Origin of the sequence: Thermofilum sp. (genome assembly GCA_038741495.1) — an archaeon.
In the GTDB taxonomy this organism is placed as follows: Archaea; Thermoproteota; Thermoprotei; order Thermofilales; family Thermofilaceae; genus Thermofilum.
Genome location: JAVYKX010000001.1, coordinates 70,953 through 86,269, shown reverse-complemented (window position 1 = coordinate 86,269; position 15,317 = coordinate 70,953). Strand labels below are relative to the sequence as shown.

Genomic DNA, 15,317 nt, shown 5'->3' with positions numbered 1-15,317 from the left:
GCCGGTGGTAAGTGGATGGCATCGCCAGAGCTCGAGAAGCAGATCACGCTAGACGAGATCGTAGACCTGTGCGCCCGCAGGGGCTTCTTCTTCCAGTCAGGCAGGATTTACGGGGGGCTAAGCGGCTTCTACGACTACGGCCCCCTGGGCATCGAGCTGAAGCGGAACGTTCTGAACAGCTGGTGGCGGTGGTTCGTCGAGCTTAGAGACGATGTTTACGGGCTTGATGGTAGCATAATCACGCACCCTCGAACTTGGGAGGCTAGTGGGCACGTTGAGAGCTTTCTCGATATCCTAGTAACCTGCACGCGATGCGGCAGCGAGTACAGGGCTGACGCGTTGCTGGAGGAGCTAGGAATCAAGGTAAGTGATCTATCTGCAGCAGGTCTCGCCCGGGCGATAAAGGATCACGGTGTGAAGTGCCCAGCTTGTGGCGGCGAGCTATCAGACCCTAAGCCCTTCAACTTGATGTTTACGACAACTGTAGGGCCGCGCCGCGAGCAGCCCCTCGTAGCTTACCTCAGGCCTGAAACCGCTCAGCTGATTTTCATCAACTTCAAGAACATCGTTTTCGCGATGGGGGCTACGCTCCCCTTCGGGATCGCCCAGTACGGGAGAGCTTTTAGGAACGAGATCTCCCCCAGGAACTTCCTTTTCAGGCTGCGCGAGTTCAACCAGCTAGAGATAGAGTACTTCGTTAACCCGAAGAAGCTGAACTCCTGCCCTTACTTCGACGAGGTCAGGAGCTTAGAGATTCAGCTTCTCCCGGCTGAGGTCCAGGAGAAGGGTGAGAGCGGCGTTAAGGTAATCAAGCTCGGCGAGGCTGTGGAGAGCGGGTACATTAGCACCGTCTGGCACGCATACTGGGTGGGTGAAAGCCTGCGCTGGCTCCACAGCATCGGTCTAGACCCGAAGAAGCTTCGGGTTCGCGAACACGTGAAAAGCGAGCTCGCGCACTACGCCGTCCAGACTTTCGATATCGAGTACTACTTCCCGTACATGGGCTGGAAGGAGATAGTTGGCATCTCGAACAGGTCAGACTACGACCTAAGGAGGCACCAGGAGTACAGCGGCGAGAGCCTCCACATAGTAGACGATGGTGAGAAAGTAATCCCTTACGTGATAGAGCCTTCGTTCGGGCTTGAGCGCATAATCCTCGCGCTGCTGACCGAGTCCTACACCAGGGAGAAAGGCAGGATTTACCTCAGGTTGAAGCCGAGCATTGCCCCATTCAAGGTGGCGGTTTTCCCGCTCGTAAAGAGAGATGGGCTCGACGTCAAGGCTAGGGAGATATACCGTGTACTCCGCGAGCACCTCCGAACCTACTACGATGAAGACGGCAGCATAGGGCGGCGCTACGCGAAAGCAGACGAGATCGGAGTGCCTTACTGCGTAACCGTGGACGGGCAAACGCTCGCTGAGAACACCGTCACTGTCAGATTTCGGGACACTCGCGAGCAGGTGCGAGTTCCTGTGGAGAAGCTCGTTGAGGTTCTCCAGTCACTCATCAGAAACGACGTGGTAGCTCTTGACCGGAAAGCACAAATACCTCTCTTAGAGAAGGCAGAAGTGCAGGGCCGGTAGCTCAGCACGGAAGAGCGACGGTGGGCTCCTCTAGCCCTGTCGAAGCTTTTATCCAGAAGCGTGGAGGAGACCCGTAGGACCCGGGTTCAAATCCCGGCCGGCCCGCCATCCACGAGAAGGTGAGCGGTAGAACCGCATAGGATCCTTCTCGCCTGGCTGGGAAAGCTAAATACGCCGCTGGTCTGTACAAGTTTTGGGATGAAGAATCAGAGTTATGCTGAGCTGTGACGAGAAGGCGTTTGTCTGACCCCTCTCAAGGTGGTTTCGCTGCAACTATACCATACTCTTTGATAACTCTCTCTACCCTAAAGCCGGCGGCGCGGAGCCTTGCCGCCACGCCTTTCTGAACATCCACCCCGCGGTGCTTCCCCGGAGCACCGGTGTAATGGAACAGTCGAGCACCAGGCTTCATGACTCTGTAGAGCTTCCCGTAAAAGTCTAGGCCGTACAGCTCGCCGGCGAAAGCGAAGGTAGGAGGATCGTGAACTACGGCATCGAAGCTTTGATCCTCCAGCCCGTCGAGAACATCGTAGGCGTTGCCCAGCAATATTTCGACCCTCGAAAGACCTCGAGAGAAAGGGTTGTGCTCCGCAAGCCACAAGACGTTGACATCGAGCTCGATGCTCGTTACTTCTGCTCCGCGTGAAGCTGAAACGATCGCCGTGTAGCCGAGACCTGTGCATACGTCAAGCACTCTCTGCCCCTCTCTCACCCCGATTAGCGCTACTTTTCTCCGCGCATCGCTCAGAGGATCTGTGCCGACAATGTTGTGCATGTGGATACCATCGATCTCGACAGTAGGGGCTACGCCTTCCCCAAGGTACTTGAGCTTGTAGTACCGGTTGGCTCGAACTTCGAGAAAATACGCCTCCTGAGGGCTGACGAAGAGAAGCTTCTCAGCCTTTAGGGTGCGCTCGAGCAACTCTCTTCTCAAGCTCACAGCTACGCTCCCCACAGCCAGCGTCGCCTCTTCTCCGCTAGAGAGAGCCTCCACGTACCTTGTGCCGAAGTCAACGGGTACTCTGAAGACTCCTTCCCTCGAGAGGAGGAGCTCGGCAGATTTCGGCGTCAGAACAACTCCTCTGCGCTCGGTGAACCGGTAACCCCTCCCTGATGCTGTGCACATTACTCAGATCACCGGTAGCTAAAAGAGGAGGATGGTGCGGGGGCCGGGATTCGAACCCGGGCAGGCCAGCGCCAGCGGAGCTCTGACCCCCTTTCAAGGACCTCAGTCCGCCCCCTTTGACCTAGCTCGGGCACCCCCGCCGAGGGATACAGTGAGACTCCCCAGGTATATTCTTTGCGTTCTCCTAACTAAGGCTAGACTCCGCTGCCTCGCGAGCGGGTGCTACCGAGCCTCGGCGCGTGCTTGCTCGGCAGCTTCATTTCCAAGAAGAATAACCGCTGCCAGCCCAAGCTCGCAAGTTTCTTATCGAGAGTTCTCAAAAGCCCCGGTCTCGTGGAGCCTAAGACAGCCCCTACGACTCTCCTCCCTCTAAAAGCGAATACCGCGAAGATTAGGAAGCCGCGGCCCTGTCTACGGCGGGCCCTGTACCTCAGAGTGTACTCGCGAAGGTACTCGTAACCTTTCAGCGAGCCAAGCTCTTGAATCACCTCCCGCAGCTTGCGGAAGTAGCTGTCGAAGTCTCCTCGAGCCCTAACAACCTTTAAGCCGGCTATCTGGCAGTCGAGCCAAGTGATCTCATCGTCTTCGTCGATACGGTAAACAGCGACCCCCTTGAGGTTGTTGACCCTCATCCAGTCCACGCGCACAGAAGAGCACAGGGTTAAAAGCGCTTTGCCAGCTTCAACAACCGGTTTCCACTCTGAGTTCAGAGAACAAGCGCAGCGCTTCGAGAAAGGCGAAGTAAACCTTAAAACAACCTTCCATAATTATGGTGGCTGGAAGCCCGGTGGTGTAGCGGCCAAGCATGGCGGGCTCTGGCCCCGCAGAGCCTTCAGGCGCGGAGATCCGGGGTTCGAATCCCCGCCGGGCTACCATTTCTCTTCCAACTTTAGCGGGGATCCGAGGATAGCTCAGGAGCACTCCGAGGCGATGCTCTTCCGGGTGAACAGGCTTTACCTCCGATGTCCCGGCGCGAGGAAAGCGGAGGAAAATTAAAATGCCTCAAGACCTCTCCATTATCAGCGGCCGTGGTCTAGTCTGGTAGGATGGCGGCCTTCCACGCCGCAGAGCCTTCAGGCGCGGAGAGCCCGGGTTCAAATCCCGGCGGCCGCACCACTAGGTGGTTTTCTCACTCCTGAGAAGTTGCTGGGATTTCGGGAAAACCGCATCTTCTCCTAGATTCAGGGAGCTGGAAGTGCGCCTAAGGGAAAAATGAGCATGGTGGGCCCGCCGGGGTTCGAACCCGGGACCACCGCCGATCCTAGGTGTTGGCCACGCCCTGTAAGGGCGGCATCCTGCCGCTAGACGACGGGCCCGCCGGGGATTCTTTTTTTCAAGCCCTTTTTAATTGCTTTCTTCGCGCGGCGCGGTAGCTTATTTAAAGCCTGCCTTCTTCGAGGGTGGGAGCATGTCTGTGGGTAGCTTGCCGCCGAGGAACCCTTTAGGCGTTCTGCTAGACCAGGTGAGAGGCTTCTTACTCGAGGGGCTACGCGAGGGAGGAATCCCGGTAGAGGAAACTGCGATTGAAGTGCGCAGAGAGAGGCGAGCTTTCGGAGACGTTTCCGCGCAGCTTTCCAAAGTTTGCGCACAAGCAGGTAAGAGTATTGAGGAGCTGGTGAGCGTTCTCAGCCCTCGGCGGCTGCCGAGCATGCTTGCCGCGTATTCTGCTAAGAACACGTTCCTCAACTTCACTGTGAACTTGAAGGATTACTCAAAGCTTGTCGAGTCTTCGATCTTCTTCTACGGTGACGAGTACGGAAGCGTGCCCAGCGGGAAGAGGCTGAAGATAATCGTCGAGCACACTAGCGCGAACCCCATACACCCCCTTCACATCGGCCACCTGAGAAACGCTATTCTCGGTGACGCCCTGGCGAGGCTCCTCCGCAGCAGGGGGCACGAAGTGTACACCCACTTTTACGTAGACGACGTCGGGCTGCAGGTGACTTTCGCGGCGCTCGGCTACAAGGTCGCCGGCTCCTACGAGAAGGGGAAGCCAGACCATTTCGTCGGTGATGTGTACACAATGGTTAACCTCCTCCTCGAGCTGGAGAAACTGAAGAGCGAGCTGCGCTCAACACGAGACCCGAGCCGCGTTGCGGAGATAAACGCGAAGATATCGGAGTATACTGCCAGGCTTCACGAGTACAGCAGGAAGCATCCCGAAGCTTTCAACAAGCTAGTGGACGAGGTGGGGCGGCTCGGCCAGGACATTGAGCGTGCAGCCAGAAGCCTCGGCGAGAGGTACGAGAATTTTGAGGAGGATGCGGTTAAAGCTATCAGGAGTGTCGTCGAGAGGTGCCTGGCCGGGATCAAGCAGACTCTCGACCGGCTGAGTATACACTTCGACAGCTGGGATTGGGAAAGCGAGATCACCGTCTGGAGCGGGGCTACTCAGAGAGTAATTGAGAAGCTGGTGAAGACCGGTCTGGTCGAGACGCGCGACGGCGCTCTCGTGTTTAGGGCTGATCTCTTGGCTTCCGACGCCGAGGTCCGCAAGAAAGCGGGCATCGCTGAGGGGTTGGTTGTCACGCCGATGACTTTGACACGCTCCGACGGTACCACTCTCTACGTTACACGCGATATCGCCTACTCCGAGTGGAAGCTAGCTAGAGCAGACCTGGTGGTGAACGTTATCGCCGCAGAGCAGACACTTGCTCAGGCTCAGCTCAGGCTCGCGCTCTTCGCTCTGGGGTACGAGGATATCGGTAGCAGACTGGTTCACTACTCCCACGAGATGGTGAGCCTGCCGGGCGTTAGGATGTCGAGCAGGAGAGGGGTTTACATCTCAGCGGATAGCCTCATAGACGAGGCTGTAAGCAGGGCTAAAGCGGAGATCGAGAAACGGGGTCTCGGAACCCATGAGGATGCTGAGCGTGTGGGGATCGGTGCTCTGAAGTTTTACTTCCTCAGCTCGTCCCCCTCTAAAGTGCTGACGTTCTCCTGGGAGAGGGTTCTCGACTTCGAACAAAACAGCGGGCCTTTCGTTCAGTACTCTTACGTTAGAGCTGCAGGCATACTGCAGAAGGCTGCCGAGCAGGGGTATGACCTCGAGAAGGTGAGCCTAATCGATGCAGGGGAGGAAGAGCGCGGTGTTCTGCTGCTATTGGGAGACTTCCCGGATGTTGTCTCCAGGTCGGCTGACCAGCTGAGACCAGACATGGTCGCCTCTTACCTCAACCAGTTGGCGGTCGAGTTCAACAGGTACTACGATACCTGCCCGGTACTCAGGGCTCCAACCGAGAGTAAGGTTGTCACCCGGCTGGCACTAGTTAGGATGGTGGGTATAGTTCTCCGCAACGGTCTCCGCCTGCTGGGGATAGAACCCCCCAAGCGGATGTAAACATCAAATAGTGGCTGCCACCTACGTTATCGCTATGAACCAGAGAAGGTCTGTAATCCAGGTTGCTATCGATGTTACAGAAGAAAGGGAGGCTCTCAAGATAGCAGGGCTCATTCACGAGAGCTGCAAGACCGGAAGGATATCCCCGAGCGACGTGATCATCGAAGCAGGGACTCCGCTCATCAAAACAGCGGGCGTAGGCATCCTGTCTAAGCTGAAAATAGCGGCCCCTGGAATCCCCCTCTTAGCCGACATGAAAACAGCTGACGTAGGGAAACTCGAAGCATCTCTCGCTTACGAGCATGGAGCCGACTACACTACAGTGCTTGCTGTAGCGCCGTTGAGCACGGTGCGCGCTGTTATCGAGGCGGCTGCAGAGAGAAAGAAAGGAGTCTCAATAGATTTCCTAGGCTTAACGCCGCACGCAGCTAGGAGTAAGCTCGAGGAAATTCTGAAAGAGATCGAGGCAGGAGGCGTCGAGCCGGCGAAGGTGATCGTCAGCTTCCACAGAGGGATAGACGAGGGGGCCGCCCACCCCTCCTTCTTCCAGGAGCTGTCTTCCCTTGTGAACCTTGTGAGATCCAGGGCTCCAGGCGTCAGAGTCTCCATAGCTGGCGGTCTCACGCCGGAGCTAAAGCGCACTATCGAGTCTCACTTCAAGCCTGATATTTACGTAGTTGGGAGGTACATCACCTCCTCCCCTTCAGCCGAGAAGCTTTTAGAGTTTGTCGGGTAAGCTCCTTCCCAGTTCTCTGGAGCCCTCCCGGCTCCTGCTAAACACCATCGACTTCGGCTGGCGCGCTAAAGTCCTCGCCCCCCATGTAGATCTGCTGAAGGAAGTAGTACACGGTTTCAAAGTTCTCCGAGGTCCTCGAGGAGACGGGGATGAAGGGAACGAGCTGCATGAAGTCGTGGAGAACTCTGAGAACTGAGCTCGTGAAAGAGCTCAGCCTGGCGGACTGCGCCCAGAGCAAGTGCTCCTCGAGAGACACTATGTTGGAGATCCACTCTTCAAGCTTCTCCCTGTCTTCTGGAGAAAGCATGTCAACTTTGTTCACCAGAGCTATCGTCGGGAGGTTGAGCCTATAGAAGGATGATGCTGCCAGGAAAACCTGGGAGATGAAATCCGAGGGTGAAAGCGATATCGTCGCATCCAGAATTACAGCAGCAGCACAGCGCCTCCCGCTCTCGCAGAGAGTTTCAGCTATTATCTCCCCGCTCTGCCTGTACATGAATATCTCCATCTGGCCGGGCGTATCCACGAGAATGTACCCGTCCGGTGCCTCGTCAATCTGCCTGCTCACTTCGCCTAGGTACTCTACTGAAAGGTCCACCGACGCGATTATCGCGCCGTTGGGCCCGAGCTTGTACTTCTCCTGAACATTCCTCACGAAAACATACTCCCTAATGTCTATGTCGGGTAGGTACGCGAGCTCCTCTACCGCGGGATCCAAGTTTAAGGTCGTCACAGGTATGTTTTGAGTGGCTAACCAGTCTCTGAACTGTGCAGTGAAAGTAGACTTGCCGGAGCCTGCAGGTCCTATGGCGAAAACTAGTAAATGCATTACATTACCCCTCCTCAGTCTCCTGTGCACGCAAAGCCAAAAGCTTGCCGCTTTAAGTTGTCCCTTAGCGTCTCCGGTATAGATGATGAGTTTCAAGCGAACAGGAAGCGGCGCTATCTTCTCCTCCCCTCAGCTAGCACATATTCTCTATCTCCCGGTCAGTTTGAAGGATTAGAGGCAATGATAAAAGTGAGGACTGGTTAAAGGCTTTGGAGTGGTGTACTGATGCCTTCGAGACAGAGAGCGTTCGAGGAGGAAGATGTAGAGCGGCTGGAAGAGTACTCGGTAAAGTACGAGATGATGGAGAAGAAAGTGTACGAAACCGTGCTGGAGGCTGGAGATACAGGGATAATGCAGCGCGACCTATGGAGGAAAATAGGTCTTGACAGCAGGCTGGGAATGAGAATTCTGAGGCGTCTAGAACGCCAAGGCTTAGTAAAGCGCGAGGAGATAATCTACAAAGGACGGCGAAGCTACCTAGTTCGAGCCGTGCCCTCCGCAGAAAGAGAGCTGCAGCTCCCCGACTTTCTAGACGAGGTTCCATGCTTCTACTGCCCCAACTTGCGCCACTGCGCGTACGGTGAAAGGGATATCTTGAGCTGTCCTCTCCTGAATCGGTGGTTGAATGAGGAGGACAGGGGAGCTTCTGAGAGTATTCGTAGCAGTGAAAGTTGACAACCCGCTAGTAGTGGGTAGGGTCTCTCAGATACAACAGGATCTGGGGAGAGCCGGGCTGAGAGCTAAGTTCGTGGAGCCCGAGAACCTTCACATAACTCTCAGGTTTATAGGGGAGGTACCTCAGGCCGGCGTTGAGCTGCTTAGGCAGAAGCTAGCCGGTATTAGGTACAAGCCGTTCACCATGCTCTTGAAGGGGGTGGGCGGCTTCCCCACAATGTCGTCCCCAAGAGTGCTGTGGCTTGGAGTTGAGAAAGGTGCTCTGCAACTCGAGGAATTAGCCCGAGCAGTTAACAGGGTAGTGAATTCTCTCAAGCTCGGTAAGGAGGAGCCTGAGGAGCGGTTCACGCCGCACTTGACTATAGCCAGGCTTAAGGGACCGCTGACACCCGAAGCCAGGAAGATTCTCGCAGGGCTCTCGGAGGCAGTGCTTGGGGAACAGCCGGTAGACTGCTTCTACCTTTTAAGAAGCACTTTAACCCCCAGTGGGCCCATCTACACGACGATCGAGAAGTATGCGCTCACCGAGAGCTGAAAACACCTTGAGGCTCGAGGATTGCCTACGCGAGATCTCTGAGAGGCTTGAACCGTCCGTAGAGGAGAAGACCCGGTTGGAGAGAGAGGCCACTAGAGTGACAGAGGCACTCTGGAGGGCCCTAGAGCTTGCTGGTCGCAGGACTCAGGTCTCTTCTATCGAGCTGCAAGGATCTTTTGCAAGAGATACCTGGCTGCCCGGGGATGTTGACATTGACATCTTCCTTCTTTTCGAGAAGGGAGTGGGGTTGGAGACGCTGCAGGAAACCACGAGGATTGTTTCCCGGTTAGCTGCAGAAGAGTTGGGTGCAAGCCTCCAAGTAAGGTATGCATCGCACCCCTACTACGTGCTTAAGCTTGAGAGCATAGAGGTCGAGGTCGTTCCGGCGTACAAGACCTCCTCCCCTGCTGAGTTGATAAGCCCCGTAGACAGGACGCCGCACCACACAGCATTCATCCGCAGTGCCCTCTCCGAGAATCCCCAGCTCAAAGCAGATATCAGGCTGTTCAAGAAACTTCTCAAGAATATAGGCGTATATGGCGCTGAGACTTGGGTGGGAGGATTCTCAGGCTTTCTCGCGGAAATTCTGGTAGTGCACTACGGCGGCCTAGTACCTCTTCTTCGAGCAGCTGCCGGGTGGAAGCCGGGAAAAACGTTCATACCGGAGGGCGTTGGAGAGGAGAAGTTTAGGGGTGCACCGCTCGTAGTCCTCGACCCAGTAGATCCTGTGAGAAACGCCGCGGCAGCAGTCTCCCAGGAGGCGATGCTCAAGCTGATCGCGGTAGCGAGGCTGGCTACCCTTAAAGAAGAGTTACTGTGCTGTTTCCTGGAGCCGCCCGAGCTAGCCCCCGATGATGCGCTGCTGCAGAGCTCACCGGAGAGCAGATCCTTCCTCTTCATAGCCGCTGAGGCTCCTCCAGGGATGCCGCTCGACGCTGCGAAAGGTAAGCTCGCGCGCATTCTGCGGAAGCTTCGAAGAGCTCTAGAGAGGGAGGGGTTCACTGTGTACAGGCAAAGGCTTATCGAGACTGCGAATAGCCCCCTGCTCGCCCTAGAGCTGGAGAGCGGGGAGCTGCCGCAGTTCAAGAAGCACCTTGGCCCCCCGGTGTGGAGCCCCAACTCCATCTCTTTTCTAGAGAAATGGGTTTCGCGCGGCAGCGGCCCCTACGTAGAGGGGAAACGCTGGGTAGTCGTTGCCCCCCGGAAGACGCGCAGAGCCGAGGATGTCGTCAGCAGGGTTCTTAGTAGCTACGAGGGAGTAAGGTGGGAGCTCTTAGATCTCGGCCAGGTCGTTGAGCGGTGTCGCACGAGAGAGGATAGGAGGAAGCTGTACTCTTGGCTCACGGGTGTTGAGGAGTGGATGCTGTGCCTTCAGAAATAGGAAAGTGGTGCCTAATCCTATGCTACCCTTCATCGACGCACGACTGCTGCTTGCAGCGGTTTACCGAGATGAAGCTACTTGGAGTGGCGGAGATCGCTGAGGAGGGGGGCGCGGAGGTTAGAGGCATCAGGGTCGTGGGTAAAGGGACCTCCAGCATCGTTGTGAAGGGGCGGTTTGCAGACGGAAGGGAGGTGGCTGTGAAGATTAGGCGTTCAGACTCCCGGAGGGAGAGCCTTCTCTGGGAGGCTGAGGCTCTCAAAGCGGCTAACAAGGTTGGGGTGGGGCCCCGGCTCTACGCCTACTCGAGAAATTTCATCGTCAGGGAGTACGTCGAGGGCGTGCCGATTCGGGTTTTCGCGGAGAGAAATTGCGGAGAGCCTCTGAGGATCGTTCTGCTGAAGCTTGCTCAGCAGCTTATGATGCTAGACAGCATAGGTTTAGCGCACAACGAGTTGAGCAGGTTCGAGGATCACGTGCTCGTTAGCGAGAGAGAACTCCTACCCGTGATTATCGACTTCGAGTCAGCTACTTTCAACCCTAACAGGTCGAACCTGACCCAATTCTTCAGCTTTCTGCTAAAAGCCGGGCATGAATACAGTGTTATAAGTCGCTGCGCTGGCATACAGCTTCCTCGGGAGGCTCTGCGGGGGTTGCTGAAGCGCTACAAGGCTGACAGGAACTTGAGGGGCTTCCTCGTCGAGCTCGGTTTAGAACTCTGAGCTCGAAGCCGGCTCACTTCAAAGTCTCTATAACCACGTAGGTTCTCGTCTCCCTCACACCATCCAGCGTGTTAATGGTGTTGAGCACCTCGTCGAGAACGGACTGCGAGACCTGGATGATGACGTCAATATCTCCAGTGACTCTGAAGACCTTGTCCACGGGAAGCTTCTTCAGAGTATCGTAAGCCTGCAGCCGCTTAGGAGGGTCCAGGCGCAGAAAGATGAAAGCCTCTCCCTCCTGCCTGCCCAAGTAGCTTAGGGCGCGATCTGTTACATCTATAAAGCCTCTGCCAGTTCTCACAAACTTCAGCTCGCGGAGCCTCCGCAAGTGAATGTTGAGGGCTTGCCTCGATATGCCAAGCTCGCTGGAAATCTTCCTCTGGCTCAGCTCGACCGTGTGAACTCTTAAAGGCTTACTCCTGTTGAAGAGAAACCTGAGCAGCTCCATCTGCTTCTCGGTTAACTTAACTTTGCTAGACTCCCCGCTAATCATCGCGGAAGTCACCCCAGTCAAAGTTATATTGTTTGCTTACAAATATCTAAGCGTCTTCACCACCCCGAGGCGGAGCTTCGCTTAGGCTCCCATCCCGCGGACCTAGGAGGAAAAACGTATAGGGGTGCACTGCAGGTGCTTGTACGTGAGCGGAACCGTCCCCGCGGTCCCCTTCGTGCCCAGCCCGCCGGAGCTCATACGCTACGCTCTGAAGCTGGCGAACCTTCAACCGGGAGAGCTGCTCCTCGAGCCCGGCTGCGGCGATGGCCGCACACTTGTCATAGCGGCAAAGGAGTTTAAAGCCAGAGCTGTAGGAATAGAGATACGTAAAGACCTCTTCGAGCTTGCGATGAAGAATGTTACTACAGCCGGTGTGGATGATAAAGTCCTCCTCATTCACGGAAGCTTCTACGAGGTGAAGTTCCCCCCAGCAGATGTCGTCTTCCTCTACCTTTTAACGAGCGTGAACGAAAAGCTTAGGCCAAAGCTGTTCATGGAGTTAAAGCCAACAACGCGGATTGTCTCTCATGATTTCGAGATCGTGGGGTGGAAACCGGTCAAAGTGGAGACGTTCTACGAAGGCGGGCGATCGCATAAAATATACTACTACGTGGTCGGTGAGAGCGCAAGGGGTTTAGTATGAGCCTGCAAGTCGAGGTCGTCAGCTACGCTAAGGACAGGCTTGAAGTGCGCCTTCGCGGTGAGGGGCACACAATACTCAACATGCTTGTTGACGAGCTAAACAGTGATCCTAGAGTGACCGCTGCCTACAGAATTGAGCACCCGCTAGTTGACGTAGCGTACCTGTTCATCGCTACTGACGGCAGCAAGACTCCGCTCGACGCTTTAACGGAGGCAGCGGTCAGGCTTCACGAGAAGATAGAGGCGCTTAAAAAGCAGCTGGAAGCAGGCTTCCCCCATCTGGAGCGGTAATGAGAATTTTAAGCTTAAACTTGAAGCTCGCTAAGCTGGGCGACGCTTACGTAAACTTCCTCGTCTCCGCAGCGCTGACCCTCCACGAAGGGAAGCCCGTAGGCACGAAAGTTTCCGGCAAAATCCTGGCGGTAACCTACGCGCGGTCGCAGCTAGCGGAAAAATGCGTGAAAGTCAGAGGAGTCGAGAAAGCTGAGGTTGTCGAGGCTCTCCTCGGCTACGCCTGGCTCGGCGGCATTCTCGATGCAGAAAGAGGCATTCGAAAGCTAGCGGAGCTGCTGAGGAAAGGGTACACGCTGGAGGACGGGCTCGTGGAGCTGGTGAACTCGGTAGTCTCGGGATTCGACGAAGTGAAGGTCGAGGTTTAGACCTCCGAAGACTGCGCGTAGAGAATACGCCTTCTATAGTTCCTCTCGTTCCTCCTTCTCGGGAATAGGTTCTTTTTGGGCTTCGGAGGGATCTTGGGAGTAGCGTTCCTGACTTTTCCCGCTTTTGTGAGGCTCCCGTGGGACGGCATCTCCTACCCCCTCCTGGAGTACTAGACGGCTCATTTAAGCGTTTTGCGACGCACCTCAGAAGAGCAGGGTGGTTGGCGAGCTCTCTTTCACTGAGCAGCGGCCGGTTTGTGGGGGATGATGTGGTCCGGCGTGGTGATGACTTTCTTGACCTTACCACCTACCCTAACCTCGATCACGTAGGCCCGCCCCCTCTTCTCAACTACGCGGCCCACGAGGCCCTGGTACCTTCTGTGGGGGGCTGTTTCCACGAAGGTCGGGTCGATGTCGATGACCACGTAGTCGCCTATCGAGTACTGGTACATCAGCCTGCTCAACCCGCGGTAACCTCTCTCCCTCGGGTGGTGCCTTAGGACTTTCCTTCCCCGGTTTCTGTAACCTTTCGAGTGCCGCAAAGCGAACCCCCACGCGAATGAGGAAGAGCGTATTTATTCGTTGCGGAAGCCATTCTCCGAGTGCGCGCTCAGGGCTCTTCAATGTTGACCACGTCTAGCTCGATACTCTCCACAGGTACGCCGAGAAAATCGGCTACGCTGGGCTTTGTGCGCCCTTCATCACCGTGAATAAACTCCTTGATGTAGAGACCGCCTTGCGCCTCAATCGTGAACTCTACTTCGACTGGTGAAAGCTGCTTTGCTTCGACCCTGTAGACGAGCTTTCTTCTGAGCTTATTCACCCTCCTGTGGAGGACACGCAGCGGTGTTCTCTGCTCCACGACTACGCCCGACATGGTTCTCTCCAGCTCAACCAGCTTCTCTACGCTCACGGGACCGGCGAACCTGACTCTCGCAACGTAAGTCTTCTTAGCGAGCTCGGCCAGGCTCTTGTACTTCCTAACGCTCTCGCCGGAGCAGTACCTCAGCTGGTGAACCTCGATAAGCCCGCCAGCGTTCTCGTTGATAATCTTCTCCAGCTCCTCCAGGTTCAGCAGCCGCATCTTCGGTTTTTTCAGCTCTACAACAAAGGGTCTGCCAGAGCCTAGTGTGCGAGCGTCTATATCCTCCCTGCCGGCTGCGTGAAACTTCGCCCCACTAGCTTCGAAGAACTTCACCATAGGTGCTACTATCAACTCCTCGATCGAAGTGTTGTAGGCTATCCGACCATCGGGGTAGGGCCAAGGGTTCTGGGGGAGGCCTCTGGCGAGCTTCAAGTACCTCCCGCAGATGTAGAGAGGTGATGGGTGAAGCTCTACCTGTAGATGCTCCAGGGATAGCTCGCGGAAGTCGAGAATTACTAGCATCTCAGGCTTCTCGACAGCGTAGCTGCGGCCCATCAGCGCCTGCAGCGCCTTCCCCACCTCTCTGCTGATCTCGTTCTTCAGAGACTCCGCGTCGGTTAGACCGTAAAGCCTCCAAAGCCTCTCCTCCCTGCTTATAACGGGTAGAGGTAAGCGTACACCTATCTGGAAAGTTTCGAACTCGTAACCTCTAAGCGATTCGGCCAGGATTTTGGCAATTTCTCCGGTTTTCTCGCATATATTGTTGCAGAGGTAGCACCGCCTCTCCTCAAAGGGCAGCTTCAGCCTTCTTGCGAGCGTCTGCGCCGGCTCAAAGCCGCTTTCCGCTAGAATAGTTACGAGCTCCTTGTCCGTAGCCTTAGAGGTCTGCGAGAAAGCCTTCATAAGCAGTAGTGTCTTGATCGCCCGTCCCCGCTGCTCGTTCGTGAGGCCGTACCCCCTCATGCCGAACAATCTTCCCAGGCAGCTGTCACACAAGCTCACTCCGTCCCTAAGGATCATCTCCGCTTTTCTCAAATCCTCACTTATCTCCATGAGAAAACACCGAAACCCCGGCTCACGGTCCCTTTATTTATGCTGCTGAAAAACCCCTTCACCGCTGCCAGCGCCCTTCTCTCCACCTCTCCTCCTCTGGCGTGTACCAGCGCAAAGGTCTTACAAAGAGGTAGCGGGTTTGAGGCTCCTTCAGCTCCTCTATTACTCTTTCCACGATCAGCTTCACCGGGTCTATGCCGATCCTTTTCTCGATGTCTTCAAAGCTCTCGAAAGGCTTCTTCCTTCTCTCCTCCAGAATCTTCCACAGGGTTTTCTTACCTATACCTTTCAGCAGCTCCAGCTCGTGGGTTCGCTTTGAGAGAGGCTGAGCCCTGTTGAAAAAATCCACAAACCTCTTGTCGTGCTCTCTAACCAGCATAACCAGTACGTCCCGCAGATTGTTTCTAGCCGTCGAGCTAAGATCGCTATACTTGATCACTCTCTCGAACGAGAGTATCTGGCTCTCTAAGCTGTCCATGAGATTTATCTTCTCCCCGGGTTTCAGCATAGGAGGTGTACTCACTAGAGGACGGAGCTCCATCAGGATTAATTTCTCTTCACCAATGCACTGGACTAGCGGATGATTTATCCGCCTTATTGGATCCCCGTAAGGCAAAACGTCAAGCACATAAGCTGTAGTCTCGGGAGGCTTTCTCCTAAAATCCCGCGTAGACAAAGTC

General features: G+C 55.6%; 18 protein-coding genes and 5 tRNA genes. 13 read left to right on the top strand and 10 right to left on the bottom strand.

The annotated features are described in order from the left end of the window. Nucleotides 1-15: 15 nt before the first annotated feature. Nucleotides 16-1,584 carry a glycine--tRNA ligase gene (locus QXU72_00535; protein ID MEM0493732.1) on the top strand — a complete coding sequence of 523 codons (1,569 nt, stop codon included), beginning with the start codon at nucleotides 16-18 and terminating at the stop codon, nucleotides 1,582-1,584. Continuing rightward, nucleotides 1,575-1,692, top strand: a tRNA-Lys gene (locus QXU72_00530). Before QXU72_00535 ends, QXU72_00530 begins: the two co-directional genes overlap by 10 nt. Before the next feature lie 145 nt (nucleotides 1,693-1,837). Here QXU72_00530 and QXU72_00525 read toward each other — a convergent pair. From QXU72_00525 to QXU72_00515, 3 genes are all read right to left on the bottom strand, one after another. After that, nucleotides 1,838-2,710 (bottom strand): methyltransferase domain-containing protein, encoded by an 873-nt coding sequence (locus QXU72_00525; protein ID MEM0493731.1) that lies wholly within the window; start codon nucleotides 2,708-2,710, stop codon nucleotides 1,838-1,840. Nucleotides 2,711-2,742: 32 nt separating this feature from the next. Continuing rightward, a tRNA-Leu gene (locus QXU72_00520) sits at nucleotides 2,743-2,850 on the bottom strand. A 54-nt stretch (nucleotides 2,851-2,904) separates the two neighbouring features. Next, nucleotides 2,905-3,351: a hypothetical protein gene (locus tag QXU72_00515; GenBank protein MEM0493730.1), complete on the bottom strand. Its 447-nt coding sequence runs from the start codon at nucleotides 3,349-3,351 to the stop codon at nucleotides 2,905-2,907. Between the two features lie 140 nt (nucleotides 3,352-3,491). Between QXU72_00515 and QXU72_00510 the strand changes: the two genes are divergently transcribed. Continuing rightward, nucleotides 3,492-3,585 (top strand) — tRNA-Gln (locus QXU72_00510). 147 nt (nucleotides 3,586-3,732) lie between these two features. After that, nucleotides 3,733-3,826, top strand: a tRNA-Gly gene (locus QXU72_00505). Nucleotides 3,827-3,929: 103 nt separating this feature from the next. Here the strand turns inward: QXU72_00505 and QXU72_00500 are convergent. Further along, nucleotides 3,930-4,026, bottom strand: a tRNA-Val gene (locus QXU72_00500). A gap of 92 nt (nucleotides 4,027-4,118) precedes the next feature. Between QXU72_00500 and QXU72_00495 the strand changes: the two genes are divergently transcribed. Together QXU72_00495 and QXU72_00490 are read left to right on the top strand one after the other, a co-directional pair. Continuing rightward, nucleotides 4,119-6,050 (top strand): arginine--tRNA ligase, encoded by a 1,932-nt coding sequence (locus QXU72_00495; protein MEM0493729.1) that lies wholly within the window; start codon nucleotides 4,119-4,121, stop codon nucleotides 6,048-6,050. Between the two features lie 10 nt (nucleotides 6,051-6,060). Beyond that, the gene (locus tag QXU72_00490; protein MEM0493728.1) at nucleotides 6,061-6,786 is read left to right on the top strand and encodes an orotidine 5'-phosphate decarboxylase / HUMPS family protein; all 726 of its coding nucleotides are present in this window, start codon (nucleotides 6,061-6,063) and stop codon (nucleotides 6,784-6,786) included. 37 nt (nucleotides 6,787-6,823) lie between these two features. Here QXU72_00490 and QXU72_00485 read toward each other — a convergent pair whose 3' ends face one another. Beyond that, complete coding sequence (locus QXU72_00485; protein MEM0493727.1) at nucleotides 6,824-7,615, bottom strand: ATP/GTP-binding protein; 792 nt, start codon at nucleotides 7,613-7,615, stop codon at nucleotides 6,824-6,826. 225 nt (nucleotides 7,616-7,840) lie between these two features. On the opposite strand from QXU72_00485, the gene QXU72_00480 reads away from it, so the two are divergent. From QXU72_00480 to QXU72_00465, 4 genes are all read left to right on the top strand, one after another. Continuing rightward, nucleotides 7,841-8,290, top strand: a complete 450-nt coding sequence (locus QXU72_00480; GenBank protein ID MEM0493726.1) for a hypothetical protein — start codon at nucleotides 7,841-7,843, stop codon at nucleotides 8,288-8,290. Continuing rightward, entirely contained in the window at nucleotides 8,241-8,825 is a 585-nt protein-coding gene (thpR, locus tag QXU72_00475; GenBank protein MEM0493725.1) for an RNA 2',3'-cyclic phosphodiesterase, read from the top strand. Before QXU72_00480 ends, thpR begins: the two co-directional genes overlap by 50 nt. A 7-nt stretch (nucleotides 8,826-8,832) precedes the next feature. After that, nucleotides 8,833-10,206, top strand: coding sequence for a CCA tRNA nucleotidyltransferase (gene cca, locus QXU72_00470; GenBank protein MEM0493724.1), 1,374 nt, complete (start codon nucleotides 8,833-8,835; stop codon nucleotides 10,204-10,206). 68 nt (nucleotides 10,207-10,274) lie between these two features. Beyond that, nucleotides 10,275-10,925 (top strand): hypothetical protein, encoded by a 651-nt coding sequence (locus tag QXU72_00465; protein ID MEM0493723.1) that lies wholly within the window; start codon nucleotides 10,275-10,277, stop codon nucleotides 10,923-10,925. Nucleotides 10,926-10,938: 13 nt separating this feature from the next. Here the strand turns inward: QXU72_00465 and QXU72_00460 are convergent, their stop codons facing one another. Then, nucleotides 10,939-11,418 (bottom strand): Lrp/AsnC ligand binding domain-containing protein, encoded by a 480-nt coding sequence (locus QXU72_00460; protein ID MEM0493722.1) that lies wholly within the window; start codon nucleotides 11,416-11,418, stop codon nucleotides 10,939-10,941. 145 nt (nucleotides 11,419-11,563) lie between these two features. On the opposite strand from QXU72_00460, the gene QXU72_00455 reads away from it, so the two are divergent. Genes QXU72_00455 through QXU72_00445 form a run of 3 tightly spaced genes read left to right on the top strand, consistent with a single transcriptional unit; the run spans nucleotide 11,564 to nucleotide 12,719 of the window. Next, a complete protein-coding gene (locus QXU72_00455; GenBank protein ID MEM0493721.1) occupies nucleotides 11,564-12,061 on the top strand; it encodes a class I SAM-dependent methyltransferase in 498 nt (165 codons plus the stop codon). After that, nucleotides 12,058-12,351: an RpoL/Rpb11 RNA polymerase subunit family protein gene (locus tag QXU72_00450; protein ID MEM0493720.1), complete on the top strand. Its 294-nt coding sequence runs from the start codon at nucleotides 12,058-12,060 to the stop codon at nucleotides 12,349-12,351. Before QXU72_00455 ends, QXU72_00450 begins: the two co-directional genes overlap by 4 nt. Nucleotides 12,352-12,371: 20 nt before the next feature. Beyond that, the gene (locus QXU72_00445; protein ID MEM0493719.1) at nucleotides 12,372-12,719 is read left to right on the top strand and encodes a ribonuclease III family protein; all 348 of its coding nucleotides are present in this window, start codon (nucleotides 12,372-12,374) and stop codon (nucleotides 12,717-12,719) included. Here the strand turns inward: QXU72_00445 and QXU72_00440 are convergent. From QXU72_00440 to QXU72_00425, 4 genes are all read right to left on the bottom strand, one after another. Then, on the bottom strand, nucleotides 12,716-12,868 hold the full coding sequence (locus tag QXU72_00440; GenBank protein ID MEM0493718.1) for a 30S ribosomal protein S30e: 153 nt from the start codon (nucleotides 12,866-12,868) through the stop codon (nucleotides 12,716-12,718). The two genes, QXU72_00445 and QXU72_00440, sit on opposite strands and share 4 nt — an antisense overlap. An 87-nt stretch (nucleotides 12,869-12,955) precedes the next feature. Then, nucleotides 12,956-13,261: a 50S ribosomal protein L21e gene (locus tag QXU72_00435; GenBank protein ID MEM0493717.1), complete on the bottom strand. Its 306-nt coding sequence runs from the start codon at nucleotides 13,259-13,261 to the stop codon at nucleotides 12,956-12,958. Nucleotides 13,262-13,329: 68 nt separating this feature from the next. After that, a complete protein-coding gene (locus tag QXU72_00430) occupies nucleotides 13,330-14,637 on the bottom strand; it encodes a tRNA pseudouridine(54/55) synthase Pus10 (GenBank protein MEM0493716.1) in 1,308 nt (435 codons plus the stop codon). Between the two features lie 58 nt (nucleotides 14,638-14,695). Next, entirely contained in the window at nucleotides 14,696-15,313 is a 618-nt protein-coding gene (locus tag QXU72_00425) for a DUF655 domain-containing protein (GenBank protein ID MEM0493715.1), read from the bottom strand. Nucleotides 15,314-15,317 lie beyond the last annotated feature (4 nt).